The following is a 24,533-nucleotide window of genomic DNA, read 5'->3' as shown; positions in this document are numbered from 1 at the left end:
TGAGAAGCGTACTATAAAGCGTTGTTGAACAAATCAACATACAGACATACCTGATAATCGCTTCTTTTGAGACTCTTTTTGTTTAAATTAGTTTCGATGAGAAGGAATCGGGGCTGTGTATTCGGATAAAGTTAAGTAGAATCCGCCGCGACCAGAGACAATCGATGAGGTGAATCATGCAGGATACAACGATGGAAACCCGACTGGCCGAGCTGGAAAGTCGGCTGGCTTTTCAGGAAATCACCATTGAAGAGCTCAACGTAACGGTAACCGCTCACGAGATGGAAATGGCCAAATTGCGCGATCATCTGCGACTGCTGACGGAGAAACTCAAGGCGAGCCAGCCTTCCAATATCGCCTCTCAGGCCGAAGAGACGCCGCCGCCTCATTATTGAGACATAAAAAAAGCGGGTTTATCCCGCTTTTTTGTGGCTCATTGCCGGATGGCGGCGCAAGCGCCTTATCCGGCCTACTCATACCAATGAACCCGTAGGCCTGATAAGCGTAGCGCCATCAGGCATTATGACCTTTTAGTGGCAACCGCAGCCGCCGTTGCCTTTACCGCCACCACCGCAGCAGCCTTCGCCGCCGTGCTCGTGACCGTGGTCATGGCCGTGACCGCCGCAGCAGCCGTCGTGATCGTGCTCATGGTCGTGACCGTGCGCACCGTGAACGTGGCCATGAGCCAGCTCTTCTTCGGTCGCTTCACGGATCGCCACAACTTCAACGTTGAACTTCAGATTCTGACCTGCAAGCATGTGGTTGCCATCAACCACAACGTGGTCGTCTTCCACTTCGGTAATTTCTACCGGTACCGGACCCTGGTCAGTTTCAGCCAGGAAACGCATGCCAACCTGCAGTTCATCAACGCCCATGAAAACGTCTTTAGGAACGCGCTGCACCAGGTTTTCGTCGTACTGACCGTAAGCGTCGTTCGCGCCTACAGCAACATCAAATTTGTCGCCAACATCGTGACCTTCCAGCGCTGTTTCCAGGCCAGAGATCAGGGAACCGTGACCATGCAGGTAGTCCAGCGGCGCACTCACCGGAGACTCATCAACCAACACACCGTCTTCTGTACGTACCTGATAGGCCAGGCTGACCACCAGGTCTTTTGCTACTTTCATGATATCTCCTGAGCGTGGGAAAATTGCTGGCGCAGATTGTAGCGGAAATCTGCACCTGTGTACCCCTTAGCTTAAAAAATCTCGGGCCATATCGCTAGTCTGGATGAAAGATCCCGATCACTTGCTCTTCTTTGCGCACGTGATCGCGGACTTCTTTATCCGCTTCCCGCATCTGATGCCCGCACTTAACACATTCAACAATATCGATATTATTCTCGCGCCACATCGCCAGAGAATCCTGCGCCTGGCAGGAAGGGCATTTCGCCCCTGCAATAAAACGTTTACGGATTGCCATACTTATCCTCTATTCGAATTCATCCCAGCCATCCAGTTGGCGTCGTTCTTGTTGCATCTCGCGCTGGAAAATCTCCTCCAGCTCGCGTCTGGCTTCTCTGGCGCGAGAGATTTGTAGCGTATCGGTATGCATCGGGATGAGCTCCCTCAGCATCCGCATATCCAGCCGGCGGAAATGCAGTTGCGCCCGCTGCGCCTGATGGGGATGCATTCCCAACGACACCAGCGTCTTGCGCCCCAGCTCCAGTGCACTGGAGAAGGTCTCACGGGAAAACTGCACGACCCCAGCCTGTAATAACTCATGTGCTTCGACACGTCCGCGCGCGCGCGCAAGAATATGCAAATGCGGAAAATGCTGTTGGCAAATTTCCACCAGCTTCATCGTATCTTCCGGCTCATTACAGGTAATGACGATGGATTCCGCCGCCTCGGCGCCGGCAGAACGCAGCAGGTCCACCTGCGTCGCATCACCGTAATAAACCTTATAGCCGTATTTGCGCATCAGATTCACCGCACTGATGTCCCGCTCCAGCACGGTAATGCGCATCTTATTTGCCATCAGCAAACGACCGATGACCTGACCAAAACGACCAAAGCCCACCACGATGACCTGCGGCTTGTCATCCTCGACCCACGGCATTTCATCTTCTTCATCCGGACCGTTAAGCTGGCGGGAAAGCCATTTGTCGATAAGCTTCATCAGCATCGGCGTGGTCATCATCGACAGCGTGACGGTCACCAGCAGAAGCGCCATCTGGTCGCCCTGAAACAGCCGCTGCGATGACGCGCTCGAGAACAGCACAAAGGCAAACTCTCCCCCCTGACTCAATACGCCAGCAAACTGCATTCTTTCAGAACTGCGCAGACCGTACAGTCGCGCCAGCAGATAAAGGACCAGCGTTTTGACCGCCACCAGCACCACCACGCTTGCCACGACCCACAACAGATGGGTGTACAGCACGCCCAGATTGAGCGACATCCCGACCGAAATGAAGAAGAGGCCCAGCAGCAGTCCCTTGAACGGATCGATCGCGGTTTCCAGCTCATGCCGGTATTCGCTTTCCGCTAGCAGCACCCCCGCGATAAACGTGCCGAGCGCCATCGACAGCCCCAGCGCATCCATAAACAGTGCCGATCCCAGCACCAGCAGCAGCGTGGCGGCGGTAAACACTTCGCGCACACCGGACGCCGCAATAAACCGGAATACCGGGCGCAGCAAATAGCGTCCGCCAATCAGCATGCCGGCAAACGCCAGCACCTTCATGCCGATCTTCATCCAGTCAAAGTTTTCATCCGCCGACCCGGCTAACAGCGGCACCAGCGCTAATGCCGGGATCACAGCCAGATCCTGGAACAGTAAAACCGAAAAGCCCAACTGCCCGGATTCGCTGCGGTTCATCCCTTTTTCGCGCATCAGCTGCAGCGCCATCGCAGTTGACGACATCGCGAGGCCTATCCCGCCGACGACCGCCGCCTGCCATGAGAAATCAGTCAACATCAGCAATCCGGCCAACAGCGCCGCGCTGAGCAAAACCTGCGCCGCTCCGACGCCAAAGATAGAACGTCGAAGCTGCCAGAGTTTCGACGGATTCAGCTCCAGTCCGATGATAAACATCAGGAACACAACGCCCAGTTCGGAGAAGTGGAGAATTTCATCCACGTCGCTGATGAACCCCAGTCCCCACGGACCAATGGCAATCCCCGCCAGCAAATAGCCCAACACGGCGCCAATACCCAGCCGCGATGCCAGAGGCACCGCAGCCACCGCCGCGAAGAGAAACAGCACTCCCGCGGTCAATAAATCGGAACCTTCCATCAGCGGCCTCCCACAGGAACGGGATGAGCAAGCCAGTCGCCATACGCTTTTGCATGGCTTTCCAGCTCCTGCGCGCTTTGTCGTCTGGCCCAGTAGATAATAATGGGACTCAGCCAGTGCATTCGGCACATTCCTGCCGTCAGTTCGAATGGCCGCAATACATCGCTCATTGGATAGCGATTCAGCGCGTCATAGCGATAGGCGCTCTCCGGTTCACCGGTGGTGATGACGCTGCGCCAGTACTTTCCCGCAAGCTGATTTCCCCCGGGGCCGCTGGCAAAGCCACGGCTCAACACGCGATCCAGCCACTCTTTGAGCAGCGCCGGACAGCTATAGGTGTACAGCGGATGCTGAAACACGATCACGTCATGCTCACGCAGTAACGCCTGCTCATGCGGGATATCGATAAAAAAATCAGGATAGTGCGCGTAGAGATCGTGCACCGTAACGTTGCTGAGCTGCGTGGCCGGCTTAAGCAGTACCCGATTTGCCACCGAGTCCTGAGATTCCGGATGGGCATACAGCAGCAAGACCTTTGCTGGCTGAGACATCATCCCCCTCCCGGTTTTGTTTCTGTTTTTGTGTATAGTCGTCGTTTTGGGCTACCATTGCGGCCCGGTGCGGAAAATGGCCCACACCTTACATTATCATAATGATAAATTAACATAGTCTGAACATACGGCGCCTTATGATTGTTTTCTCCTCGTTACAAATTCGTCGCGGCGTGCGCGTCTTACTGGACAATGCCACTGCCACCATCAATCCGGGCCAGAAAGTCGGTCTGGTGGGTAAGAACGGCTGCGGGAAATCTACCCTGCTGGCATTGCTGAAAAATGAAATCAGCGCAGATGCCGGCGGTTTTACCTTCCCCGGAAGCTGGCAACTGGCATGGGTAAATCAGGAAACACCGGCACTGCCCCAGCCCGCGCTGGAATATGTCATTGACGGCGACCGCGAATACCGTCAACTGGAAGCGCAGTTGCACGACGCCAACGAACGTAACGATGGACACGCCATTGCCACCGTCCACGGCAAGCTGGATGCCATCGACGCCTGGACCGTGCGTTCCCGCGCTGCCAGCCTGTTGCATGGTCTCGGCTTCTCTAATGAACAACTGGAACGTCCGGTGAGCGACTTTTCCGGCGGCTGGCGTATGCGTCTCAACCTGGCCCAGGCGTTAATTTGTCGCTCCGATCTCCTCCTGCTCGATGAACCGACCAACCACCTCGATCTGGATGCAGTTATCTGGCTGGAAAAATGGCTGAAGAGCTATCAGGGCACTCTGATTCTGATCTCCCACGACCGCGACTTCCTCGATCCGGTGGTGGATAAAATCATTCATATCGAACAGCAAACCCTGTTCGAGTACACCGGCAACTACAGCGCGTTTGAAATTCAACGTGCAACGCGTCTGGCCCAGCAGCAGGCGATGTACGAAAGCCAACAGGAGCGCGTGGCGCATCTGCAAAGCTACATTGATCGCTTCCGCGCCAAAGCCACGAAAGCGAAGCAGGCGCAGAGCCGTATCAAGATGCTGGAACGCATGGAGCTGATTGCCCCGGCGCATGTCGACAACCCGTTCCATTTCAGCTTCCGCGCGCCGGAGAGCCTGCCGAACCCGCTGCTGAAAATGGAGAAAGTGAGCGCCGGTTATGGTGAACGCATTATCCTGGACTCGATCAAACTGAACCTGGTGCCGGGTTCGCGCATTGGCCTGCTGGGACGTAACGGCGCGGGTAAATCCACGCTCATCAAACTGCTGGCAGGTGAACTGACTCCCGTCAGCGGTGAAATCGGGCTGGCGAAGGGCATCAAGCTCGGTTACTTCGCTCAACACCAGCTCGAGTATTTGCACGCGGATGAGTCGCCGTTGCAGCATCTGGTGCGACTGGCGCCACAAGAGCTGGAACAGAAGCTACGCGATTATCTGGGCGGTTTCGGCTTCCAGGGAGATAAAGTCAGCGAAGAGACACGCCGTTTCTCCGGTGGCGAAAAGGCACGACTGGTGCTGGCGCTGATCGTCTGGCAGCGGCCGAACCTGCTGCTGCTCGATGAACCGACCAACCACCTTGATCTCGACATGCGTCAGGCGTTGACCGAAGCGTTGATTGAATTTGAAGGCGCACTGGTGGTGGTCTCGCACGACCGCCATTTGCTGCGCTCCACGACCGACGATCTGTATCTGGTGCATGACCGCAAGGTCGAACCGTTCGATGGCGATCTGGAAGATTATCAGCAGTGGCTGAGCGACGTGCAGAAGCAGGAAAACCAGGCTGACGACGCCCCAAAAGAGAACGTCAACAGCGCGCAGGCGCGTAAAGATCAGAAGCGTCGTGAAGCCGAACTGCGCACGCAAACCCAGCCGCTGCGTAAGGAGATAGCCCGTCTGGAAAAAGAGATGGAGAAACTGAACGCACAGTTGGCGCAGGCGGAAGAGAAGCTGGGCGACAGCGAACTTTACGACCAGAGCCGCAAAGCCGAACTGACGGAATGTCTGCAACAGCAGGCCAGCGCCAAAGCCGGACTGGAAGAGTGCGAAATGGCCTGGCTGGACGCCCAGGAGCAACTCGAGCAGATGCTGAGCGAGTAACGGCGATGACACACGTAATCCTTCACGATCCTGAAATGCCGAACGGCAGCAGTGACGAATTTCGCCCGATGCGCGGTATCAGTAACTGTCATTTGCAGACCATGCTGCCGCGTTTGATCCGGCGAAAAGTGAATTTCGACGCTCACTGGCAGCGTCTGGAATTACCCGACGGCGACTTTGTCGATCTGGCATGGAGTGAAGATCCGCATCAGGCGAAGCATAAGCCGCGCCTGGTGGTGTTTCATGGTCTGGAAGGCAGTCTGAACAGTCCGTACGCGCATGGCCTGATTGAAGCGGCAAAGAATCGTGGCTGGCTTGGCGTGGTGATGCACTTTCGCGGCTGCAGCGGCGAGCCCAATCGTCTGAATCGCATTTATCACTCGGGCGAAACCGAAGACGGGACCTGGTTCTTAGGCTGGTTGCAGCGGGAATTTGGCAATGCGCCAACGGCCGCCGTGGGCTATTCGCTTGGCGGAAACGTGCTGGCGTGTCTGCTGGCAAAAGAGGGAAAAAACATCCCGCTCGACGCGGCGGTCATTGTCTCAGCGCCCTTTGTGCTGGAAGCCTGCAGCTACCATATGGATAAAGGCTTTTCCCGTGTTTATCAGCGCTATCTGCTCAACCTGCTGAAGGCTAACGCGTCACGCAAGCTGGCGGCCTATCCCGGTTCGCTACCGGTAAGCCTGGCGCAATTGAAATCCTTGCGCCGTATCCGTGAGTTTGACGATCTCATCACCGCCAAAATTCACGGTTTCGCCGATGCTATCGACTACTATCGTCAGTGTAGCGCAATGCCCTTGCTCAGTGACATCGCCATTCCGACGCTGATCATCCACGCGAAAGACGACCCGTTTATGGACAGTCATGTGATCCCCAAAGCGGAAGATTTACCGCCGCAGGTGGAATATCAGTTAACGGAACACGGCGGTCACGTCGGGTTTATCGGCGGGACATTGCGTCGGCCAGAAATGTGGCTCGAGTCGCGCATTCCTGACTGGCTGACACCGTACCTGGAGGCATAATTATGCAGATCCCCTGGCAAGACCTTTCCCCCGAGACGCTGGACAATCTGATCGAAAGCTTTGTGTTGCGCGAAGGCACCGATTATGGTGAACATGAACGTACCCTTGAGCAAAAAGTCGCCGACGTTAAACGCCAGTTGCAGTGTGGAGAAGCGATACTGGTGTGGTCCGAGTTGCACGAAACCGTCAACATCATGCCGCACAAACCATTTCGCGAATAACCTGCACGCTATCGGCCGACTATAATAAAAAATCAATTTATTGATGGAGTTAACATGTCTGCCAAACATCCGGTGATAGCGGTAACAGGATCCAGCGGCGCGGGGACCACCACCACCAGCCTCGCGTTTCGTAAAATTTTTGCGCAGCTCAACCTGCGCGCCGCCGAGGTGGAAGGCGACAGTTTTCATCGCTATACCCGCCCGGAAATGGATATGGCGATCCGCAAAGCGCGCGATGCCGGACGCCACATCAGCTATTTTGGCCCCGACGCCAATGACTTCGGTCTGCTGGAACAGACGTTTGTTGAGTACGGTCAGACGGGTAAAGGCCAGTCGCGCAAATATCTGCATACCTACGATGAAGCGGTCCCGTGGAACCAGGTACCAGGGACCTTCACCCCGTGGCAACCCCTGCCGGAACCTACAGACGTGCTGTTCTATGAAGGCCTGCACGGCGGTGTCGTCACACCGCAGCATGAGGTCGCAAGCCATGTTGACCTGCTGGTCGGCGTTGTCCCCATCGTTAACCTGGAGTGGATCCAGAAACTGATCCGTGATACCAGCGAGCGGGGCCATTCTCGTGAAGCGGTGATGGATTCCGTGGTGCGTTCTATGGACGACTACATCAACTACATTACGCCGCAGTTCTCCCGCACCCACATTAACTTTCAGCGCGTCCCCACCGTGGACACGTCAAACCCGTTTGCAGCCAAAGGTATTCCATCGCTGGATGAGAGCTTTGTGGTGATTCATTTCCGCAATCTGGAAGGGATCGATTTCCCCTGGCTGCTGGCAATGCTGCAAGGTTCATTCATTTCTCACATCAATACATTGGTAGTGCCTGGCGGCAAAATGGGGCTGGCCATGGAGCTGATTATGTTGCCGTTGGTACAGCGACTGATGGAAGGGAAAAAAATCGAGTAAGGTAAGATTTTGCCGGATGGCGGCGTTGCGTTATCCGGCCTACTCCTGTCGTAGGCCTGATAAGTGCAGTGCCATCAGGCAGCAATCACTTCATACGAATGGGTAATATTGACCGCTTTTTCCAGCATCAACGCCACGGAGCAATACTTCTCTGCCGACAGATCGACCGCACGCGAAACGGCGGCATCCTTCAGGTCGTGACCCGTGACAATAAAATGCAGATTGATGTGGGTGAACAGGCGGGGTGCCTCTTCGCGACGTTCTGACGTCAGTTTCACTTCGCAGTTCGTCACATCCTGACGACCTTTTTGCAGGATAGAAACCACGTCAATCGCGCTGCACCCCCCTGCCGCCATCAACACCATTTCCATCGGGCTCGGCGCTTTATCACCGGAGTTACCGTCCATCAAAATCTGGTGACCGGAAGCCGACTCACCCAGGAAGGTTAACCCTTCAACCCATTTAACACGCGCTTGCATATTTTTTAACTCCAGTGCGTCAATTTTCCTGACAGATTACGCGTACATAACAATTCTCGCAACGGAAGGCGACCTCCGTCATGCTGAAGCGAGACACCAGGAGACACACGGCTAAAGCTATGCTAAAACAGTCAGGATGCTACAGTAATACATTGATGTACTGCATGTATGCAGAGGACTTCACATTAAAGGCTGCAGTTCGTTTTTGACGGCCTCTTCCCAGGACGAGGGAAGCACATTTTTGCAACCCCAGAGACAGCGGATTTTTTTGGCTCTGGAGACAGCTTATAACAGAGGATAATCGCGCATGGTGCTTGGCAAACCGCAAACAGACCCGACACTTGAATGGTTCTTGTCTCATTGCCACATTCATAAGTACCCGTCCAAGAGCACGCTGATTCACCAGGGTGAAAAAGCAGAAACGTTGTACTACATCGTTAAAGGCTCAGTGGCAGTGTTGATTAAAGATGAGGAAGGGAAAGAAATGATCCTTTCTTATCTGAATCAGGGTGATTTCATTGGCGAACTGGGCCTGTTTGAAGAAGGCCAGGAACGTAGCGCATGGGTTCGAGCGAAAACAGCGTGTGAAGTGGCTGAAATTTCCTACAAGAAATTCCGCCAGTTGATCCAGGTGAACCCAGATATTCTGATGCGCCTGTCTTCCCAAATGGCTCGCCGCCTGCAAGTTACTTCGGAGAAAGTCGGTAACCTGGCCTTCCTCGATGTGACCGGTCGTATCGCCCAGACGCTGCTGAATCTGGCGAAACAGCCTGATGCGATGACTCACCCGGACGGTATGCAGATCAAAATCACTCGCCAGGAGATTGGCCAGATCGTTGGCTGCTCTCGCGAAACCGTTGGTCGTATTCTGAAGATGCTGGAAGATCAGAACCTGATCTCCGCTCACGGTAAAACGATCGTCGTTTACGGCACTCGTTAATCTCATCGAAAATGACGCGCTACCCGATAGCGCGTCATTTTTGTTTTGCCAATGTGGCGCAGACTGATTTATCACCCAGAAATCAACTATGCACTACGTCAAACACTGGTGCTCTGTTTGCCCGTGGCCGTCGGCCTGCTCATCGGGCAGTTACATCTTGGCCTGCTCTTCTCTCTCGTTCCCGCCTGCTGCAACATTGCCGGGCTTGATACTCCGCACAAACGCTTTTTCAAACGCCTGATTATCGGGGCGTCGCTGTTTGCCGGCTGTAGCCTGATCATGCAACTGCTGCTGGCGCAGGCGATACCGTTACCCCTGATCCTGACCGGACTAACGCTCACGCTCGGCGTCACTGCGGAATTGAGCTCCCTTCACGCCCGCCTGCTTCCAGCCTCGCTGATTGCAGCGATTTTCACACTGAGCCTCGCGGGGAACATGCCGGTCTGGGAGCCTCTGCTGATCTACGCATTGGGCACGCTATGGTACGGATTGTTTAACTGGTTCTGGTTTTGGCTCTGGCGCGAACAGCCGCTTCGCGAGTCGCTGAGCCTGTTATACCGTGAACTGGCGGATTACTGCGAAGCCAAATACAGTATGCTGACCCAGCATACTGATCCGGAAAAAGCCCTGCCGCCACTGCTGATGCGCCAGCAGAAAGCGGTCGACCTCATCACCCAGTGCTATCAGCAGATGCACATGCTGTCGGCGCACCGCAACAATGACTACAAGCGGATGCTGCGCGCCTTTCAGGAAGCGCTGGATCTGCAGGAGCATATCTCCGTCAGTCTGCATCAGCCGGAAGAAGTGCAAAAGCTGGTCGAACGCAGCCATGCGGAACAGGTGATTCGCTGGAATGCGCAAACGGTCGCCGCTCGCCTGCGCGTACTGGCGGATGACATTCTCTATCACCGACTGCCGACGCGGTTCACCATGCAAAAGCAGATTGGCGCGCTGGAAAAAATTGCTAATCAGCATCCGGATAACCCCGTAGGGCAGTTCTGTTACTGGCATTTCAGCCGTATCGCCCGCGTGCTTCGCACTCAGCGCCCACTCTACGCCCGCGATCTGATGGCCGACAAACAGCGTCGGTTACCGCTGCTGCCGGCGCTGAAAAACTACCTCTCGTTGAAATCTCCGGCGCTGCGTAACGCCGGGCGTATCAGCGTAATGCTCAGCATTGCCAGTCTGATGGGGTCCGCGTTACATCTGCCGAAACCTTACTGGATCCTAATGACCGTTCTGTTTGTGACGCAAAATGGTTACGGTGCCACCCGCGTGCGTATTCTGCACCGTTCGGCGGGAACGCTGGTGGGGCTGATTATCGCAGGCGTGACGCTGCACTTTCATATTCCTGAGGGGTATACGCTGGCGCTGATGCTGGCAATCACCCTGGTCAGCTATCTGACCATCCGGAAAAACTACGGTTGGGCGACGGTAGGATTTACCATCACCGCGGTGTATACCTTACAACTCCTGACGCTGGACGGCGAGCAGTTCATTATCCCGCGATTTGTCGATACGGTCATAGGCTGCCTGATTGCATTCGGGGGTACCGTCTGGCTGTGGCCGCAATGGCAGAGCGGTCTGTTGCGTAAAAACGCCCATGACGCGCTGGAGGCCGATCAGGAGGCCATTCGCCTGATTCTAAGCAACGATCCGCAACCGACGCCGCTCGCCTGGCAACGTATGCGGGTCAACCAGGCACACAACACGTTGTTCAACTCGCTCAATCAGGCGATGCAGGAACCCGGCTTCAACACCCATTATCTGGAAGATATGAAGCTGTGGGTGACGCACAGCCAGTTTATCGTCGAACACATCAATGCGATGACCACGCTGGCGCGCGAGCATACGATGCTCACGCCGGATCTGGCGCAACGATACCTGCAATCGTGTGAAATTGCGCTGCAACGCTGTCAGCAGCGACTGGAGTATGACGGGCCTGGCAGCTCAGGGGATGTGAATATTCTGGAAGCGCCAGAGATGCTTTCCCACGGACCGTTAAGCACCCTGGAACAGCATCTGCAGCGTGTTATCGGCCACCTGAACACTATGCATACCATCTCGTCAGTGGCATGGCGTCAGCGGCCGCACCACGGAATCTGGCTCAGCCGCCGCTTGCGGGATATGCGGGGTTAACACTGATTGCCGGATGGCGGCGTAACGCCTTATCCGGCCTACATGGAGCGTGTTATCGACACCAGGCCTGATAAGCGCAGCGCCATCAGGCAAACTGTTAACCGACAATTTTTGCGACAGCGTCGGCAAAACGCAGCATCCCTTCGTCGATATCCGCCTCTTCCACCACCAGCGATGGCGCAAAGCGCATCACGTCCGGCCCCGCATTCAACACCATTACGCCAGCATCCGCCGCCGCATAGAGGAAATCGCGCGCGCGTCCTTTGTACTGCGGTTGCAACTCGGCACCAATCAACAGGCCCATGCCGCGAATGTCGCTAAACACGTGGTACTGCTCATCAATCTGTTGCAGATGTTGAACAAATTTCTGCCGTTTCGCCACCACGCCGCCCAGCACATCCGGGGTGTTGATGATGTCGAACGCCGCCTCTGCTACCGCGCAGGCTAGCGGGTTGCCGCCGTAGGTTGATCCATGAGAGCCGACGTGAAACGCTGAGGCGATCTCCTGAGTCGTCAAGACCGCACTCACCGGGAAGCCGCCGCCCAGGGCTTTCGCACTGGTAAGAATATCCGGCGTCACGCCGTAGTGCATATAGGCAAAGAGGTCGCCGGTGCGCCCCATTCCGCATTGCACTTCATCAAACACCAGCAGCGCCTGATGCTGACTGCAGAGGTCACGCAGACCTTGCAGGAACGCCGGCGTTGCGGCCAGAACGCCGCCCTCACCCTGTACAGGTTCAACCACGACAGCGCAGGTATGGTCATCCATCACCGCTTTCACGGCGTGGAGATCGTTAAACGGAACGTGGACGATATCCGCCGGTTTTGGACCGAAGCCATCAGAATACTTCGGCTGTCCACCCACGGTAACGGTAAACAACGAGCGGCCGTGGAATGCATTATGAAAGGCAATGATTTTGGTTTTGAACGGGCTATGGCGCACACAGGCGTAATGACGCGCCAGCTTGAACGCCGTTTCGTTGGCTTCTGTCCCGGAGTTCATGAACAGCACGCGCTCGGCAAAGGTGGCGTCGATGATTTTTCGCCCCAGACGCAGTGCGGGTTCGTTGGTGAAAACGTTACTGGTATGCCAGAGCGTTTCGCCCTGGGTTTTCAGGGCCTCCACCAGCGCCGGATGGCAGTGCCCCAGCGCAGTCACCGCAATCCCGCCCGCGAAATCAACGTAGTCCTTGCCCTGCTGATCCCAGACCCGGCTGCCTTTCCCTTTTACCGGAATAAATTCCGCCGGTGCATAAATTGGCAGAATGACTTCATCAAAAGTTGCCCGGGTTACTGCCGTTTGTTCAGTTGCCATCTCATGACCATCCAGTTACGCAAAAATGAATGTGAAAATATAATCACAAAATATGCATAAAAAATCATCGGATAGCAACCACAAATCACCGACTGAGGAAATTGGCCAGCAGCTGATGACCCTGTTCGCTAAGAATACTTTCCGGATGAAACTGCACGCCCTCCAGATCCCACGTCGTATGGCGGATCCCCATAATCTCCTGCGTTTCGCTCCAGGCGGTCACCTCAAAGCAGTCGGGAAGCGTGGCGGGATCGATGAGAAGAGAATGGTAACGGGTGACGGTAAGGGGGTTAGCTAGCCCCTGAAACACGCCCTGTCCCGTATGGCGGATGGGTGACGTTTTTCCGTGCATCACTTTTGCGGCGCGCACGATTGTCGCGCCAAATGCCTGCGCCATCGCCTGATGCCCCAGACAAACACCCAGTATCGGCAAACGACCGGCATAGTGGCGAATCACGTCCAGCGAAATTCCGGCATCATCTGGAGTGCAGGGGCCGGGCGAAATGACGATTTTTTGCGGATTCAGCGCATCGATCTGCGACAGCGTCAACTCGTCATTACGCTTAACCCGCACGTCAGCGCCCAGCTCGCAAAAATACTGGTAGAGGTTCCAGGTGAAAGAATCGTAGTTATCGATAAGCAGGATCATGACGGCTCCAGTCCAGGAAAACCGCGCTATTCTACTCAGTTTCCTCGGCTTCGCTTACCCCTTTACGAAATATCGCCTGTAAAGCACTAAGGTCGCCCATCGCCCCTTCCTGATTCGCCCGATTCCACTCCGCCACCGAAACATCCCCCCAGTGAAGAAGATAACCGGCATGAATAGCCAGTTGTTCGAAGAAAATCCGCTGCGCCATGCCGCTGCCAAGACGAAATGGATGCAGCACATTGATCTCACAGTAATAATGCGCAAGACGATTGACGAATTTCTCTTCCGGCAGTCCTATCAGGTAGCCCTCTTCTTCCAGATCCTGCATCAAGGCATTGCCCTCTTTTTCGATGTAGGCGAAGTGGCAGAAACGGGTATCTCCCTGATAGATATCCACTTCACGCAGGTGGCCTGCCCAGTCGAAAACGTCCTGGTAAAGCTGACGATGAATCGCACACAGGTGAGGTAACCCGCGCTTCGCCGGTCCCAGTTCGATGGTCGCCGCACGTAGCGCGGTGAGTTCGTAAGCGGCCTGTTCCAGACGTTCGACCTGGTGGATCCCCAGACGGTTACGCATCACGTTCAGTCCGGGGTAGAGATACGGATCGCGGTCGTCGCCAATTTTAGCGCTCATAGTGCCTCCGGAGTTCTTCCAGACGCGTCAGCGCCTCTGCGGCGCTAAGCGTGATTAGCGGATGTTCGACGCCCTCAAAACGGCGACTGGCCTGAAAATTCACGTTTCGCTGCTGTTCCCAGAGCCGGGATTTTTGCCTGTCGGTGAGTTTTTTCACTTTACGCCTCCCTGATTGATCCGTGTTTGCCACAAGTATAAGCAGCAAAACGCAGTTACGCAGGGAGGATGAAACGACGCGGGCCAGCAATGCCCGCGCAGGAAAGGATTACGGCAGAACTTTTGCGGACAGGATAACAACCGGTTTTGACGGCACATTCTGGTAAGGGCCGACATCATGGGTCGGAACCTGGGAGATCTTATCAGCCACGTCCATCCCTTTCACAACTTTACCAAATACGGCATAACCGAAGTCACGCTGGCCGTGATCGAGGAAGGCGTTATCGGCTACGTTGATAAAGAACTGGCTGGTCGCGCTGTCTTTATCGGCAGTACGCGCCATCGCGATGGTGCCGCGCGTGTTGCGCAGGCCGTTGTCGGCTTCGTTTTTAATCGGAGGATTGGGTTTCTTCTGCTGCATCTGTTCAGTGAAGCCACCGCCCTGGACCATGAAGCCCGGAATCACGCGGTGAAACGTGGTGTTGTTATAGAAACCGTTGTTCACATAATCGACAAAGTTTTGCACTGAAACAGGCGCTTTTTGGCTATTCAGTTCCAGTTCAATATTACCTGCAGAGGTTGTCAGCAAAACGTGCGGATCCCCTTTTGCTGCCAACGCCGCGGGAGAGAGAGCAGAAAGGGCGAAAACAGCTGCAACAGCCGCCAGGGTCGATTTGAGCATGAGATTTCCTTTAGGAGAGCGGTAACAAAAGCCAGTGGTTCGATTCTAAAGAGCCTTCAGGGACAAGGCCATCCCTTTACCTAATTTTACGTACCAGAAACATCTGTAACTTTGATGGGTCGGTCAAGAATTGTGATATTCGTCACACTAAAAATTGCAACACAGCCAGAAGTTGCCAATAAACATTTAAATACATCACTAAAACGCCTAAAATCTGCCCGCCCACAGCGCTGTCAACGCGCTTTACTTCCATTTACAGGCCAGTCATGACTAACAGCAATCGTATCAAGCTCACATGGATTAGCTTTCTCTCCTACGCCCTCACCGGTGCGTTGGTGATTGTCACCGGGATGGTGATGGGAAACATCGCAGAGTATTTCCATCTGCCGGTTTCCAGTATGAGTAACACTTTCACCTTCCTGAACGCCGGTATTTTGATCTCCATTTTCCTCAATGCCTGGCTGATGGAAATCATCCCGTTGAAAACGCAGCTGCGTTTCGGCTTCATCCTGATGGTGCTGGCCGTAGCAGGACTGATGTTCAGCCATAGCCTGGCCCTGTTCTCCGCCGCGATGTTTGTACTGGGGCTGGTCAGCGGGATCACGATGTCGATTGGTACGTTCCTGATTACACAGATGTATGAAGGCCGTCAGCGCGGCTCTCGTCTGCTGTTTACCGACTCCTTTTTCAGCATGGCTGGGATGATCTTCCCAATGGTTGCCGCGTTCCTGCTGGCGCGCAGCATCGAATGGTATTGGGTGTACGCCTGTATCGGACTGGTCTATGTCGTTATTTTCCTTCTGACCTTTGGCTGCGAATTCCCGCCGCTGGGCAAACACGCGCCACAGAGCGACACGCCGGCAGTGAAAGAAAAATGGGGCATCGGCGTCCTGTTCCTGTCCATTGCGGCGCTGTGTTACATCCTGGGCCAGTTGGGCTTCATCTCCTGGGTACCTGAGTACGCAAAAGGGCTGGGAATGAGTCTGAACGACGCCGGCACACTGGTCAGCAATTTCTGGATGTCGTACATGTTCGGGATGTGGGCCTTCAGCTTCATTCTGCGTTTTTTCGATTTGCAGCGCATTCTGACGGTGCTGGCCGCCCTGGCTACCGTGCTGATGTACCTGTTCATCACCGGTACGCCTGAGCATATGCCGTGGTGTATTCTGGCACTGGGCTTCTTCTCGAGCGCCATCTATACCACCATCATCACCCTGGGTTCGCAGCAGACCAAAGTGGCTTCGCCAAAACTGGTTAACTTCGTACTGACCTGCGGCACCATCGGCACCATGCTGACGTTTGTCGTCACCGGTCCTATCGTGGCGCACAGCGGCCCTCAGGCTGCCCTGCTTACCGCGAATGGCCTGTACGCCATTGTCTTCGTTATGTGCTTCATCCTCGGCTTTGTCACTCGTCATCGCCAGCATGGGACACCAGCAGCACAGTAATGTGATTAGCCGGATAACAACGCGTTGCGTCTTATCCGGCCTACGCAGGGCGATCGTTTTTGCCGGCCGGATTAGGCGCAGCCGCCATCCGGCATTTTATCGTTTGTCTCCCCTTCCCCGAACGGCGTAGGCCACCCAATCTCTAGTGGTAGTCCTCCCACGCTAAAAACCCCTCAATTTGTATGCTATTCATACAATCGCGAAAAGTCTGATATTTCCACAACTTAAGAAAATGCTGACAAATCAGCAATATACCCCTTAAGGAGTATATAAAGGTGAATTTGATTTGCATCAATAAGTGGGGTTGCTGAATCGTTAAGGTAAGCAGTAATAGAAAAGAAATCGAGGCAAAAATGAGCAAAGTCAGACTCGCTATTATCGGTAATGGTATGGTCGGCCATCGCTTTATTGAGGACCTTCTTGATAAATCCGATGCCAGCCTGTTCGATATTACTGTTTTCTGCGAAGAACCCCGCAAGGCATACGACCGTGTGCACCTTTCATCCTACTTCTCACATCACACCGCCGAAGAACTGTCTCTGGTCCGCGAAGGATTTTACGAGAAGCACGGCGTTAACGTGCTGGTCGGCGAACGCGCAATTACCATCAATCGCCAGGAAAAGGTTATTCACTCCAGCGCAGGTCGTACGGTTTACTACGACAAGCTCGTCATGGCGACCGGTTCCTATCCGTGGATCCCGCCGATTAAAGGTTCCGAAACCCAGGACTGCTTTGTTTATCGCACCATTGAAGACCTCAACGCGATTGAATCTTGTGCCCGTCGAAGCCGTCGCGGTGCAGTCGTCGGCGGTGGTCTGTTAGGTCTGGAAGCGGCAGGCGCGCTGAAAAACCTCGGTGTGGAAACGCACGTGATTGAATTCGCCCCGATGTTGATGGCTGAACAGCTTGACCATATGGGCGGCGAACAGCTGCGTCGCAAGATTGAAAGCATGGGCGTGCGTGTGCACACCAGCAAAAACACCCAGGAGATCGTTCAGGAAGGCACCGAAGCGCGTAAAACCATGCGTTTTGCCGACGGTAGCGAGCTGGAAGTGGATTTCATCGTCTTCTCCACCGGCATTCGCCCACGCGACAAGCTGGCGACGCAGTGTGGTCTTGAGGTCGCACCACGCGGCGGGATCGTGATCAACGATGCCTGCCAGACGTCCGACCCGGATATCTACGCTATCGGTGAATGTGCCAGCTGGAATAATCGGGTGTACGGTCTGGTCGCACCGGGCTACAAAATGGCGCAGGTCGCCGTTGACCATATCCTCGAAAACGAAAACGCCTTCGAAGGCGCGGATCTGAGCGCTAAGCTGAAACTGCTGGGCGTTGATGTCGGCGGTATTGGCGACGCGCATGGCCGCACGCCGGGTGCCCGTAGCTACGTTTACCTCGACGAAAGCAAAGAGGTCTACAAACGCCTTATCGTAAGCTCTGATAACAAAACGCTGCTTGGCGCTGTACTGGTAGGGGATACCAGCGATTACGGCAACCTACTGCAACTGGTGCTGAACGCCATCGAACTGCCGGAAAACCCGGACTCGCTGATCCTGCCCGCCCATGCCGGCAGCGGTAAACCGTCCATCGGCGTGGATAAACTACCGGACAGCGCGCAGATTTGCTCCTGTTTCGACGTCACCAAGGGCATGCTGGTCGCCGCCATCAACAAAGGTTGCCACACCGTTGCCGCGCTGAAGGCCGAAACCAAAGCCGGTACCGGCTGCGGCGGCTGTATCCCGCTGGTCACCCAGGTGCTGAACGCCGAACTGGCGAAACAGGGTATTGAAGTGAATAACAACCTGTGTGAGCACTTTGCGTACTCACGTCAGGAACTGTTTCACCTGATTCGCGTGGAAGGCATCAAAACCTTCGAGGAACTGCTGGCGAAACACGGTAAAGGTTACGGCTGCGAAGTGTGTAAACCGACCGTAGGTTCTCTGCTGGCCTCCTGCTGGAATGAGTACATCCTGAAACCGCAGCACACGCCGCTACAGGATACCAACGACAACTTCCTGGCAAATATCCAGAAAGACGGGACCTACTCCGTCATCCCGCGCTCTGCCGGTGGTGAAATCACCCCGGAAGGCCTGGTCGCCGTGGGTCGTATCGCCCGTGAATTTAACCTGTACACCAAAATCACCGGTTCTCAACGTATCGGCCTGTTCGGCGCGCAGAAAGACGATCTGCCGGAAATCTGGCGTCAACTGATTGAAGCGGGTTTTGAAACCGGTCATGCCTATGCCAAAGCGCTGCGAATGGCAAAAACCTGCGTGGGCAGCACCTGGTGCCGTTACGGCGTAGGCGACAGCGTGGGCTTCGGCGTTGAGCTGGAAAACCGCTACAAAGGTATTCGTACCCCACACAAAATGAAGTTCGGCGTCTCCGGCTGTACCCGTGAATGTGCGGAAGCGCAGGGGAAAGACGTGGGGATTATCGCGACCGAAAAAGGCTGGAACCTGTACGTCTGCGGTAACGGCGGGATGAAACCTCGTCATGCCGATCTGCTGGCGGCGGATATCGACAGTGAAACCCTGCTCAAATATCTCGACCGTTTCATGATGTTCTACATCCGTACGGCGGACAAACTGACCCGTACCGCGCCGTGGTTAGACAATCTGGAAGGTGGTATCGAGTATCTGAGATCCGTCATCATCGACGACAAGCTGGGTCTGAACGCCCATCTGGAAGAAGAGATGGCCCGTCTGCGCGAAGCCGTGGTCTGTGAGTGGACGGAAACCGTCAACACGCCGTCTGCCCAGACGCGTTTCAGACACTTCATCAACAGTGATAAACGCGATCCGAACGTCCAGGTGGTACCTGAACGTGAACAGCATCGTCCGGCCACACCGTACGAACGCATTCCGGTTACTCTGGTGGAGGAAAACGCATGAGCCAGTGGACAAACATCTGCCACATTGATGACATCCTGCCAGCAACCGGCGTCTGCGCGTTGTTAGGTGAGGAACAGGTCGCCATCTTTCGTCCGTATCACAGCGACCAGGTGTTTGCGATCAGCAACATCGACCCGTTCTTTGAGTCCAGCGTACTGTCCCGTGGGCTGATTGCGGAACATCAGGGTGAATTGTGGGTCGCCAGCCCGTTGAAAAAACAGCGCTTCCGCCTGAGCGACGGCCTGTGCATGGAGGATGAAAGTCATTCCGTGGCGTGCTACGAGGCGCGGGTGAAAGACGGCATTGTGCAGTTGCGCAGCGAATGAATTATAGGGAGGCGCAACGCCTCCCTTTTTTGACGTAATGGGTAGACCTTTTTTTCACAGGACTGATAAGCGTAGCGCCATCCGGCAAATTGCAAAAGCGCATTGCCGGATGGCGGCATAAATGCCTTATCCGGCCTACGGTTACGTTTTTATTTTTTCATTTCAAGGATAATCATGTTCACAGATACGATTAACAAATGTGCGGCTAACGCTGCGCGCATCGCACGCCTGTCGGCAAATAATCCGCTCGGCTTTTGGGTCAGCTCAGCGATGGCTGGCGCTTACGTTGGCCTGGGTATCATCCTGATTTTCACCCTTGGAAATTTACTCGACCCGTCCGTGCGTCCGCTGGTGATGGGCGCAACTTTTGGGATCGCCTTAACGCTGGTGATTATTGCCGGTTCCGAACTGTTTACCGGTCACACGATGTTCCTGACGCTTGGCGTCAAAGCGGGCACCATCAGCCAGGGGCAAATGTGGGCAATTTTGCCGCAGACCTGGTTGGGTAACCTGGTCGGCTCCGTGTTCGTCGCGCTGCTGTACAGTTGGGGCGGCGGCAGCCTGCTGCCGGTCGATACCAGCATCGTACATTCGGTCGCGCTGGCGAAAACCGCGGCACCGGCAACCGTACTTTTCTTCAAAGGCGCACTGTGTAACTGGCTGGTTTGTCTGGCAATCTGGATGGCAATCCGTACCGAAGGCGCCGCGAAATTTATCGCTATCTGGTGGTGTCTGCTGGCGTTTATCGCGTCCGGCTATGAACACTCGGTTGCCAACATGACGCTGTTTGCCCTCTCCTGGTTCGGTCACCACAGCGAAGCCTATACCCTGGCGGGGATTGGTCATAATCTGTTGTGGGTAACACTCGGCAATACTTTGTCCGGTGTCGTGTTCATGGGATTAGGTTATTGGTATGCTACGCCGAAATCGGAGCGACCTGCTCCGGCAAAAATCAACCAAACTGAGGCTGCTGCCAATAATTAAGGGGTAATGTCGTGGATCATTTGCCTATATTTTGTCAACTACGTGACCGTGACTGTCTTATTGTCGGCGGTGGTGATGTCGCAGAACGCAAAGCACGGTTACTGCTGGAAGCGGGCGCTCGTTTAACGGTTAATGCGCTGACATTTATTCCGCAGTTCACCGTATGGGCAAATGAAAACATGTTAACGCTGGTGGAAGGGCCGTTTGATGAAACCCTTCTCGACCCGTGCTGGCTGGCGATTGCCGCGACCGATGATGACGCGGTGAATCAGCGCGTCAGCGATGCCGCACAATCCCGTCGCATCTTCTGTAACGTCGTGGATGCGCCAAAGGCTGCCAGTTTCATCATGCCATCGATTATCGACCGCTCGCCGCTGATGGTAGCGGTCTCCTCCGGCGGCACCTCACCGGTGTTGGCCCGTCTGCTGCGTGAAAAGCTGGAATCCGTATTACCTCAACATTTGGGCCAGGTCGCGCAGTTCGCCGGGCAACTTCGTTCCCGGGTGAAAAAACAGTTTGCCACGATGGGCGAACGTCGCCGCTTCTGGGAAAAGCTGTTTGTTAACGACAGACTGGCGCAGTCGCTGGCGAATGCCGACCACAAAGCGGTGGAAGAAACCACTGAGCAGATGCTCCGCGAGCCGTTGGATCATCGCGGTGAAGTCGTGCTGGTGGGCGCGGGTCCTGGTGATGCCGGTCTTCTGACGCTGAAAGGGCTGCAGCAGATCCAGCAGGCCGATGTGGTGGTCTATGACCGCCTGGTTTCTGACGATATCATGAACCTTGTGCGTCGCGACGCCGACCGCGTATTTGTGGGTAAACGCGCGGGCTATCACTGTGTTCCACAGGAAGAAATTAACCAAATTCTGCTGCGGGAAGCACAACAGGGCAAACGCGTCGTTCGTCTGAAAGGCGGTGATCCCTTTATCTTTGGTCGTGGTGGTGAAGAGCTGGAAACGCTGTGTCACGCTGGTATTCCATTCTCCGTGGTACCGGGGATTACGGCAGCTTCCGGTTGTTCCGCCTACTCCGGTATTCCGCTGACCCACCGGGACTACGCCCAGAGCGTTCGTCTGGTTACCGGACACCTGAAAACCGGCGGCGAACTGGACTGGGAAAACCTGGCGGCAGAGAAACAGACGCTGGTGTTCTACATGGGGCTGAATCAGGCCGCCACTATCCAGCAAAAACTGATCGAATTTGGTATGCAGGCCGATATGCCGGTTGCACTGGTTGAGAACGGCACCTCGGTGAAACAGCGGGTTGTGAACGGCGAACTGTCGCAACTGGGTGAACTGGCAACGAAGGTGGCAAGTCCGGCGCTGATCATTGTTGGCCGGGTGGTCGGGCTGCGCGATAAGCTGAACTGGTATTCAAACCATTAATCAGCAACCGATATGACGGACAAAAAAGCCGGGAAAAATTTTCCCGGCTTTTTTATTTTTCGCAGCCGTTACGGCTTAGCGACAAAACCAATCGCTTCGTAGACCGCTTTCAGCGTAGCTGATGCGCGCGCGCTGGCTTTTTCCGCGCCGTCTTTCATCACCTGCTGCAGGAAGGCTTCGTCGTTGCGGAAACGATGATAACGCTCCTGCAGCTCGGTCAGCATGCCGGAAACCGCATCGGCGACTTCGCCTTTCAGATGACCGTACATTTTGCCTTCGAAGCTCTGTTCCAGCTCAGGAATGCTCTTGCCGGTCACGGCAGAGAGAATATCCAGCAGGTTAGACACGCCGGGTTTCTCTTTAACGTCATAACGCACAACCGGCGGCTCTTCCGAGTCAGTCATGGCGCGTTTAAGTTTTTTAACCACCGATTTCGGATCTTCCAGCAGGCCAATCACGTTGTTGCGGTTATCGTCCGACTTGGACATCTTTTTCGTCGGCTCCAGCAGAGACATCACGCGGGCACCTGACTTAGGAATAAACGGTTCAGGAACTTTGAAGATCTCACCATACAGCGCGTTGAAACGCTGGGCGATATCGCGGCTCAGTTCCAGATGCTGTTTCTGGTCTTCACCCACCGGCACCAGGTTGGTCTGATACAGCAGGATATCTGCCGCCATCAGTACCGGATAGTCAAACAGACCGGCGTTGATGTTCTCGGCATAACGCGCTGACTTATCTTTGAACTGGGTCATACGGCTCAGTTCGCCAAAGTAGGTGTAGCAGTTCAGCGCCCAGCTCAGTTGCGCATGTTCAGGCACGTGGGACTGAACGAAAATGGTGCTTTTTTCAGGATCGATACCGCACGCAAGATAGAGCGCCAGCGTATCCAGCGTCGCTTTACGCAGTTGCTGGGCATCCTGACGAACGGTGATGGCATGCTGGTCAACGATGCAATAGATGCAATGGTAGTCATCCTGCATGTTCACCCACTGACGCAGTGCACCCATGTAGTTGCCAATGGTCAATTCACCTGAGGGCTGTGCGCCACTAAAAACGATGGGCTTAGTCATTTTTCGATTCCTGATTTTCGCTATGCGGAAGCCCGAGAGCGGGCAGTAATTCACTAATGCGGTCGTACATGATGTCTGGCTGGCTCAGCGCGATCGGTTCGCCGTAGTTGTAGCCATAGGTGAGGCCTACGGACGGGCAGCCAGCGGCTTTTGCCGCCTGAATATCATTACGCGAATCCCCAACGAAGAGCAATTGCTCTGGCGCAATGCCGAGCTTACTTGCCACCAACAGCAGTGGATCCGGATGAGGTTTTTTGTTCTGGACGTCGTCACCGCCGATGACCACGCTGAAATATTTGCCAATATCCAGCGCATCGAGCAATGGTGCAACAAACGGCGTCGGCTTGTTAGTCACCAGACCGAGCGGCAGCCCTTTGGCATGCAGCGCACCCAGCGTATCGGCGACATCAGGGAACAGGAACGTCCCCTCTTCAGCAACATCCCCGTAGTAGCGGTCAAACAGCTTACGCAGAATACGGACCTGCTCCTCGGCGGGAATATCATCATCGACCGGCGGTTTGCCCATCGTCTTACGCAATGTCGCGCGTTCCTGACGAGACCAGGTTAACGCACGCTCCATCAATACATCAGCACCGTTACCAATCCAGGTAATGACGCGCTCTTCACCGGCAACCGGCAGCTCAAGCGCATACAGCGCCATGTCCACTGCGGCGCTCAATCCCGGCGCGCTATCCACCAGCGTACCGTCGAGGTCGAAGGCGACGCCCCGAATATCCTGCAATTTATCCATGACTTACCTTTGCCAGTTCGCTGCGCATGTCATCAATGACTTTTTTGTAGTCTGGCTGATCGAAGACAGCGGAACCGGCGACAAACATGTCAGCCCCGGCTGCGGCGATTTCACCGATGTTGCTCGCTTTCACGCCGCCATCCACTTCGAGGCGAATGTCGTGACCCGACGCGTCAATGCGACGACGGACCTCGCGCAGTTTGTCCAGCGTTTGCGCAATGAAGGACTGACCGCCAAAGCCCGGGTTGACGGACATCAACAGGATCACATCCAGCTTGTCCATCACGTAGTCCAGATAGCTCAACGGCGTCGCCGGATTAAAAACCAGCCCGGCTTTACAGCCGTGCTCTTTAATCAGTTGCAGCGAGCGGTCAACGTGTTCGGAGGCTTCCGGGTGAAAGGTGATGATGCTGGCGCCTGCGGCGGCGAAATCCGGGATGATTCGATCGACCGGTTTCACCATCAGATGCACATCGATGGGCGCCGTAATACCGTATTTACGCAGGGATTTCAGGACCATCGGCCCCATGGTCAGATTCGGTACATAGTGGTTGTCCATGACGTCAAAATGCACGACGTCGCCACCGGCAGCCAGTGCTTTCGCGGTGTCCTCACCCAGGCGAGCAAAATCAGCCGACAGGATTGAGGGGGCAATCAAATACTGTTTCATCCGCTTCTCCT

At 55.0% G+C, this 24,533-nt stretch carries 25 protein-coding genes; 12 read left to right on the top strand and 13 right to left on the bottom strand.

The annotated features are described in order from the left end of the window. Nucleotides 1–176: 176 nt before the first annotated feature. Nucleotides 177–395 (top strand): protein SlyX, encoded by a 219-nt coding sequence (locus ACERJC_RS16890; RefSeq protein WP_042322802.1) that lies wholly within the window; start codon nt 177–179, stop codon nt 393–395. Between the two features lie 135 nt (nt 396–530). On the opposite strand, the gene slyD is transcribed toward ACERJC_RS16890, so the two are convergent. From slyD to kefG, 4 genes are all read right to left on the bottom strand, one after another. Then, nucleotides 531–1,127: a peptidylprolyl isomerase gene (slyD, locus tag ACERJC_RS16885; protein WP_178825662.1), complete on the bottom strand. Its 597-nt coding sequence runs from the start codon at nt 1,125–1,127 to the stop codon at nt 531–533. Between the two features lie 94 nt (nt 1,128–1,221). Further along, nucleotides 1,222–1,422: a YheV family putative zinc ribbon protein gene (locus ACERJC_RS16880; RefSeq protein ID WP_042998388.1), complete on the bottom strand. Its 201-nt coding sequence runs from the start codon at nt 1,420–1,422 to the stop codon at nt 1,222–1,224. Nucleotides 1,423–1,431: 9 nt separating this feature from the next. Beyond that, on the bottom strand, nt 1,432–3,237 hold the full coding sequence (gene kefB, locus ACERJC_RS16875; RefSeq protein WP_373672114.1) for a glutathione-regulated potassium-efflux system protein KefB: 1,806 nt from the start codon (nt 3,235–3,237) through the stop codon (nt 1,432–1,434). Next, nucleotides 3,237–3,788, bottom strand: coding sequence for a glutathione-regulated potassium-efflux system ancillary protein KefG (kefG, locus tag ACERJC_RS16870; RefSeq protein WP_042322810.1), 552 nt, complete (start codon nt 3,786–3,788; stop codon nt 3,237–3,239). Before kefG ends, kefB begins: the two co-directional genes overlap by 1 nt. A gap of 137 nt (nt 3,789–3,925) precedes the next feature. Between kefG and ACERJC_RS16865 the strand changes: the two genes are divergently transcribed. Genes ACERJC_RS16865 through ACERJC_RS16850 form a run of 4 tightly spaced genes read left to right on the top strand, consistent with a single transcriptional unit; the run spans nt 3,926 to nt 7,994 of the window. Next, on the top strand, nt 3,926–5,827 hold the full coding sequence (locus ACERJC_RS16865; RefSeq protein WP_373672113.1) for an ABC transporter ATP-binding protein: 1,902 nt from the start codon (nt 3,926–3,928) through the stop codon (nt 5,825–5,827). Between the two features lie 5 nt (nt 5,828–5,832). After that, entirely contained in the window at nt 5,833–6,849 is a 1,017-nt protein-coding gene (locus ACERJC_RS16860) for a hydrolase (protein WP_235922448.1), read from the top strand. Between the two features lie 2 nt (nt 6,850–6,851). Next, nucleotides 6,852–7,070 carry a YheU family protein gene (locus ACERJC_RS16855; RefSeq protein ID WP_152400224.1) on the top strand — a complete coding sequence of 73 codons (219 nt, stop codon included), beginning with the start codon at nt 6,852–6,854 and terminating at the stop codon, nt 7,068–7,070. Nucleotides 7,071–7,124: 54 nt separating this feature from the next. Next, nucleotides 7,125–7,994 (top strand): phosphoribulokinase, encoded by an 870-nt coding sequence (locus ACERJC_RS16850; RefSeq protein ID WP_046491247.1) that lies wholly within the window; start codon nt 7,125–7,127, stop codon nt 7,992–7,994. Between the two features lie 74 nt (nt 7,995–8,068). Here ACERJC_RS16850 and ACERJC_RS16845 read toward each other — a convergent pair whose 3' ends face one another. Next, nucleotides 8,069–8,473, bottom strand: coding sequence for an OsmC family protein (locus ACERJC_RS16845; protein ID WP_152400228.1), 405 nt, complete (start codon nt 8,471–8,473; stop codon nt 8,069–8,071). 307 nt (nt 8,474–8,780) lie between these two features. Between ACERJC_RS16845 and crp the strand changes: the two genes are divergently transcribed. Both crp and ACERJC_RS16835 read left to right on the top strand, forming a co-directional pair. Beyond that, the gene (gene crp, locus ACERJC_RS16840) at nt 8,781–9,413 is read left to right on the top strand and encodes a cAMP-activated global transcriptional regulator CRP (RefSeq protein WP_000242758.1); all 633 of its coding nucleotides are present in this window, start codon (nt 8,781–8,783) and stop codon (nt 9,411–9,413) included. 51 nt (nt 9,414–9,464) lie between these two features. Beyond that, a complete protein-coding gene (locus ACERJC_RS16835; protein WP_152400230.1) occupies nt 9,465–11,552 on the top strand; it encodes a YccS/YhfK family putative transporter in 2,088 nt (695 codons plus the stop codon). Between the two features lie 97 nt (nt 11,553–11,649). On the opposite strand, the gene argD is transcribed toward ACERJC_RS16835, so the two are convergent. From argD to ppiA, 5 genes are all read right to left on the bottom strand, one after another. Further along, nucleotides 11,650–12,867 (bottom strand): bifunctional acetylornithine/succinyldiaminopimelate transaminase, encoded by a 1,218-nt coding sequence (argD, locus tag ACERJC_RS16830; RefSeq protein WP_286631791.1) that lies wholly within the window; start codon nt 12,865–12,867, stop codon nt 11,650–11,652. Nucleotides 12,868–12,952: 85 nt separating this feature from the next. After that, a complete protein-coding gene (gene pabA / locus ACERJC_RS16825) occupies nt 12,953–13,516 on the bottom strand; it encodes an aminodeoxychorismate synthase component 2 (protein WP_373672112.1) in 564 nt (187 codons plus the stop codon). A gap of 31 nt (nt 13,517–13,547) precedes the next feature. Continuing rightward, nucleotides 13,548–14,150, bottom strand: coding sequence for a putative adenosine monophosphate-protein transferase Fic (locus tag ACERJC_RS16820; protein ID WP_373672111.1), 603 nt, complete (start codon nt 14,148–14,150; stop codon nt 13,548–13,550). Next, nucleotides 14,140–14,307 carry a FicA/YhfG family antitoxin gene (gene ficA / locus ACERJC_RS16815; RefSeq protein WP_373672110.1) on the bottom strand — a complete coding sequence of 56 codons (168 nt, stop codon included), beginning with the start codon at nt 14,305–14,307 and terminating at the stop codon, nt 14,140–14,142. The genes ACERJC_RS16820 and ficA overlap by 11 nt, the downstream gene beginning before the upstream one ends. Nucleotides 14,308–14,415: 108 nt before the next feature. Beyond that, entirely contained in the window at nt 14,416–14,988 is a 573-nt protein-coding gene (ppiA, locus tag ACERJC_RS16810; protein ID WP_042322832.1) for a peptidylprolyl isomerase A, read from the bottom strand. 266 nt (nt 14,989–15,254) lie between these two features. On the opposite strand from ppiA, the gene tsgA reads away from it, so the two are divergent. The 5 genes from tsgA to cysG all read left to right on the top strand — a co-directional run bounded on the left by tsgA (nt 15,255) and on the right by cysG (nt 22,028). Continuing rightward, nucleotides 15,255–16,436, top strand: coding sequence for an MFS transporter TsgA (gene tsgA / locus ACERJC_RS16805; RefSeq protein ID WP_178826625.1), 1,182 nt, complete (start codon nt 15,255–15,257; stop codon nt 16,434–16,436). Nucleotides 16,437–16,789: 353 nt separating this feature from the next. Continuing rightward, nucleotides 16,790–19,333: an NADPH-nitrite reductase large subunit gene (nirB, locus tag ACERJC_RS16800; RefSeq protein ID WP_373672109.1), complete on the top strand. Its 2,544-nt coding sequence runs from the start codon at nt 16,790–16,792 to the stop codon at nt 19,331–19,333. Beyond that, nucleotides 19,330–19,659 (top strand): nitrite reductase small subunit NirD, encoded by a 330-nt coding sequence (nirD, locus tag ACERJC_RS16795; protein ID WP_152400245.1) that lies wholly within the window; start codon nt 19,330–19,332, stop codon nt 19,657–19,659. Before nirB ends, nirD begins: the two co-directional genes overlap by 4 nt. Before the next feature lie 174 nt (nt 19,660–19,833). Continuing rightward, the gene (gene nirC, locus ACERJC_RS16790; protein WP_373672108.1) at nt 19,834–20,643 is read left to right on the top strand and encodes a nitrite transporter NirC; all 810 of its coding nucleotides are present in this window, start codon (nt 19,834–19,836) and stop codon (nt 20,641–20,643) included. A gap of 11 nt (nt 20,644–20,654) precedes the next feature. Then, entirely contained in the window at nt 20,655–22,028 is a 1,374-nt protein-coding gene (gene cysG / locus ACERJC_RS16785; RefSeq protein ID WP_152400249.1) for a siroheme synthase CysG, read from the top strand. 68 nt (nt 22,029–22,096) lie between these two features. On the opposite strand, the gene trpS is transcribed toward cysG, so the two are convergent. Genes trpS through rpe form a run of 3 tightly spaced genes read right to left on the bottom strand, consistent with a single transcriptional unit; the run spans nt 22,097 to nt 24,522 of the window. Then, a complete protein-coding gene (gene trpS / locus ACERJC_RS16780) occupies nt 22,097–23,101 on the bottom strand; it encodes a tryptophan--tRNA ligase (RefSeq protein WP_042322857.1) in 1,005 nt (334 codons plus the stop codon). Beyond that, the gene (gene gph / locus ACERJC_RS16775; protein ID WP_152400251.1) at nt 23,094–23,852 is read right to left on the bottom strand and encodes a phosphoglycolate phosphatase; all 759 of its coding nucleotides are present in this window, start codon (nt 23,850–23,852) and stop codon (nt 23,094–23,096) included. Before gph ends, trpS begins: the two co-directional genes overlap by 8 nt. Beyond that, the gene (gene rpe / locus ACERJC_RS16770; protein ID WP_373672107.1) at nt 23,845–24,522 is read right to left on the bottom strand and encodes a ribulose-phosphate 3-epimerase; all 678 of its coding nucleotides are present in this window, start codon (nt 24,520–24,522) and stop codon (nt 23,845–23,847) included. Before rpe ends, gph begins: the two co-directional genes overlap by 8 nt. Nucleotides 24,523–24,533 lie beyond the last annotated feature (11 nt).

This window comes from Citrobacter telavivensis (assembly GCF_041807075.1).
Lineage (GTDB): Bacteria > Pseudomonadota > Gammaproteobacteria > Enterobacterales > Enterobacteriaceae > Citrobacter_A > Citrobacter_A telavivensis.
This window is presented reverse-complemented; position numbering and strand designations above follow the sequence as displayed.

Coding starts and splice junctions, on each gene's coding strand:
- ACERJC_RS16820 (WP_373672111.1), bottom strand. CDS start 14,150: ATGAGCGCTAAAATTGGCGACGACCGCGATCCGTATCTCTACCCCGGA.
- crp (WP_000242758.1), top strand. CDS start 8,781: ATGGTGCTTGGCAAACCGCAAACAGACCCGACACTTGAATGGTTCTTG.
- ACERJC_RS16865 (WP_373672113.1), top strand. CDS start 3,926: ATGATTGTTTTCTCCTCGTTACAAATTCGTCGCGGCGTGCGCGTCTTA.
- kefB (WP_373672114.1), bottom strand. CDS start 3,237: ATGGAAGGTTCCGATTTATTGACCGCGGGAGTGCTGTTTCTCTTCGCG.
- ACERJC_RS16880 (WP_042998388.1), bottom strand. CDS start 1,422: ATGGCAATCCGTAAACGTTTTATTGCAGGGGCGAAATGCCCTTCCTGC.
- slyD (WP_178825662.1), bottom strand. CDS start 1,127: ATGAAAGTAGCAAAAGACCTGGTGGTCAGCCTGGCCTATCAGGTACGT.
- ACERJC_RS16835 (WP_152400230.1), top strand. CDS start 9,465: ATGTGGCGCAGACTGATTTATCACCCAGAAATCAACTATGCACTACGT.
- nirB (WP_373672109.1), top strand. CDS start 16,790: ATGAGCAAAGTCAGACTCGCTATTATCGGTAATGGTATGGTCGGCCAT.
- nirD (WP_152400245.1), top strand. CDS start 19,330: ATGAGCCAGTGGACAAACATCTGCCACATTGATGACATCCTGCCAGCA.
- tsgA (WP_178826625.1), top strand. CDS start 15,255: ATGACTAACAGCAATCGTATCAAGCTCACATGGATTAGCTTTCTCTCC.
- rpe (WP_373672107.1), bottom strand. CDS start 24,522: ATGAAACAGTATTTGATTGCCCCCTCAATCCTGTCGGCTGATTTTGCT.
- ACERJC_RS16845 (WP_152400228.1), bottom strand. CDS start 8,473: ATGCAAGCGCGTGTTAAATGGGTTGAAGGGTTAACCTTCCTGGGTGAG.
- ACERJC_RS16850 (WP_046491247.1), top strand. CDS start 7,125: ATGTCTGCCAAACATCCGGTGATAGCGGTAACAGGATCCAGCGGCGCG.
- ACERJC_RS16855 (WP_152400224.1), top strand. CDS start 6,852: ATGCAGATCCCCTGGCAAGACCTTTCCCCCGAGACGCTGGACAATCTG.
- kefG (WP_042322810.1), bottom strand. CDS start 3,788: ATGTCTCAGCCAGCAAAGGTCTTGCTGCTGTATGCCCATCCGGAATCT.
- ppiA (WP_042322832.1), bottom strand. CDS start 14,988: ATGCTCAAATCGACCCTGGCGGCTGTTGCAGCTGTTTTCGCCCTTTCT.
- nirC (WP_373672108.1), top strand. CDS start 19,834: ATGTTCACAGATACGATTAACAAATGTGCGGCTAACGCTGCGCGCATC.
- gph (WP_152400251.1), bottom strand. CDS start 23,852: ATGGATAAATTGCAGGATATTCGGGGCGTCGCCTTCGACCTCGACGGT.
- ACERJC_RS16890 (WP_042322802.1), top strand. CDS start 177: ATGCAGGATACAACGATGGAAACCCGACTGGCCGAGCTGGAAAGTCGG.
- pabA (WP_373672112.1), bottom strand. CDS start 13,516: ATGATCCTGCTTATCGATAACTACGATTCTTTCACCTGGAACCTCTAC.
- argD (WP_286631791.1), bottom strand. CDS start 12,867: ATGGCAACTGAACAAACGGCAGTAACCCGGGCAACTTTTGATGAAGTC.
- ACERJC_RS16860 (WP_235922448.1), top strand. CDS start 5,833: ATGACACACGTAATCCTTCACGATCCTGAAATGCCGAACGGCAGCAGT.
- trpS (WP_042322857.1), bottom strand. CDS start 23,101: ATGACTAAGCCCATCGTTTTTAGTGGCGCACAGCCCTCAGGTGAATTG.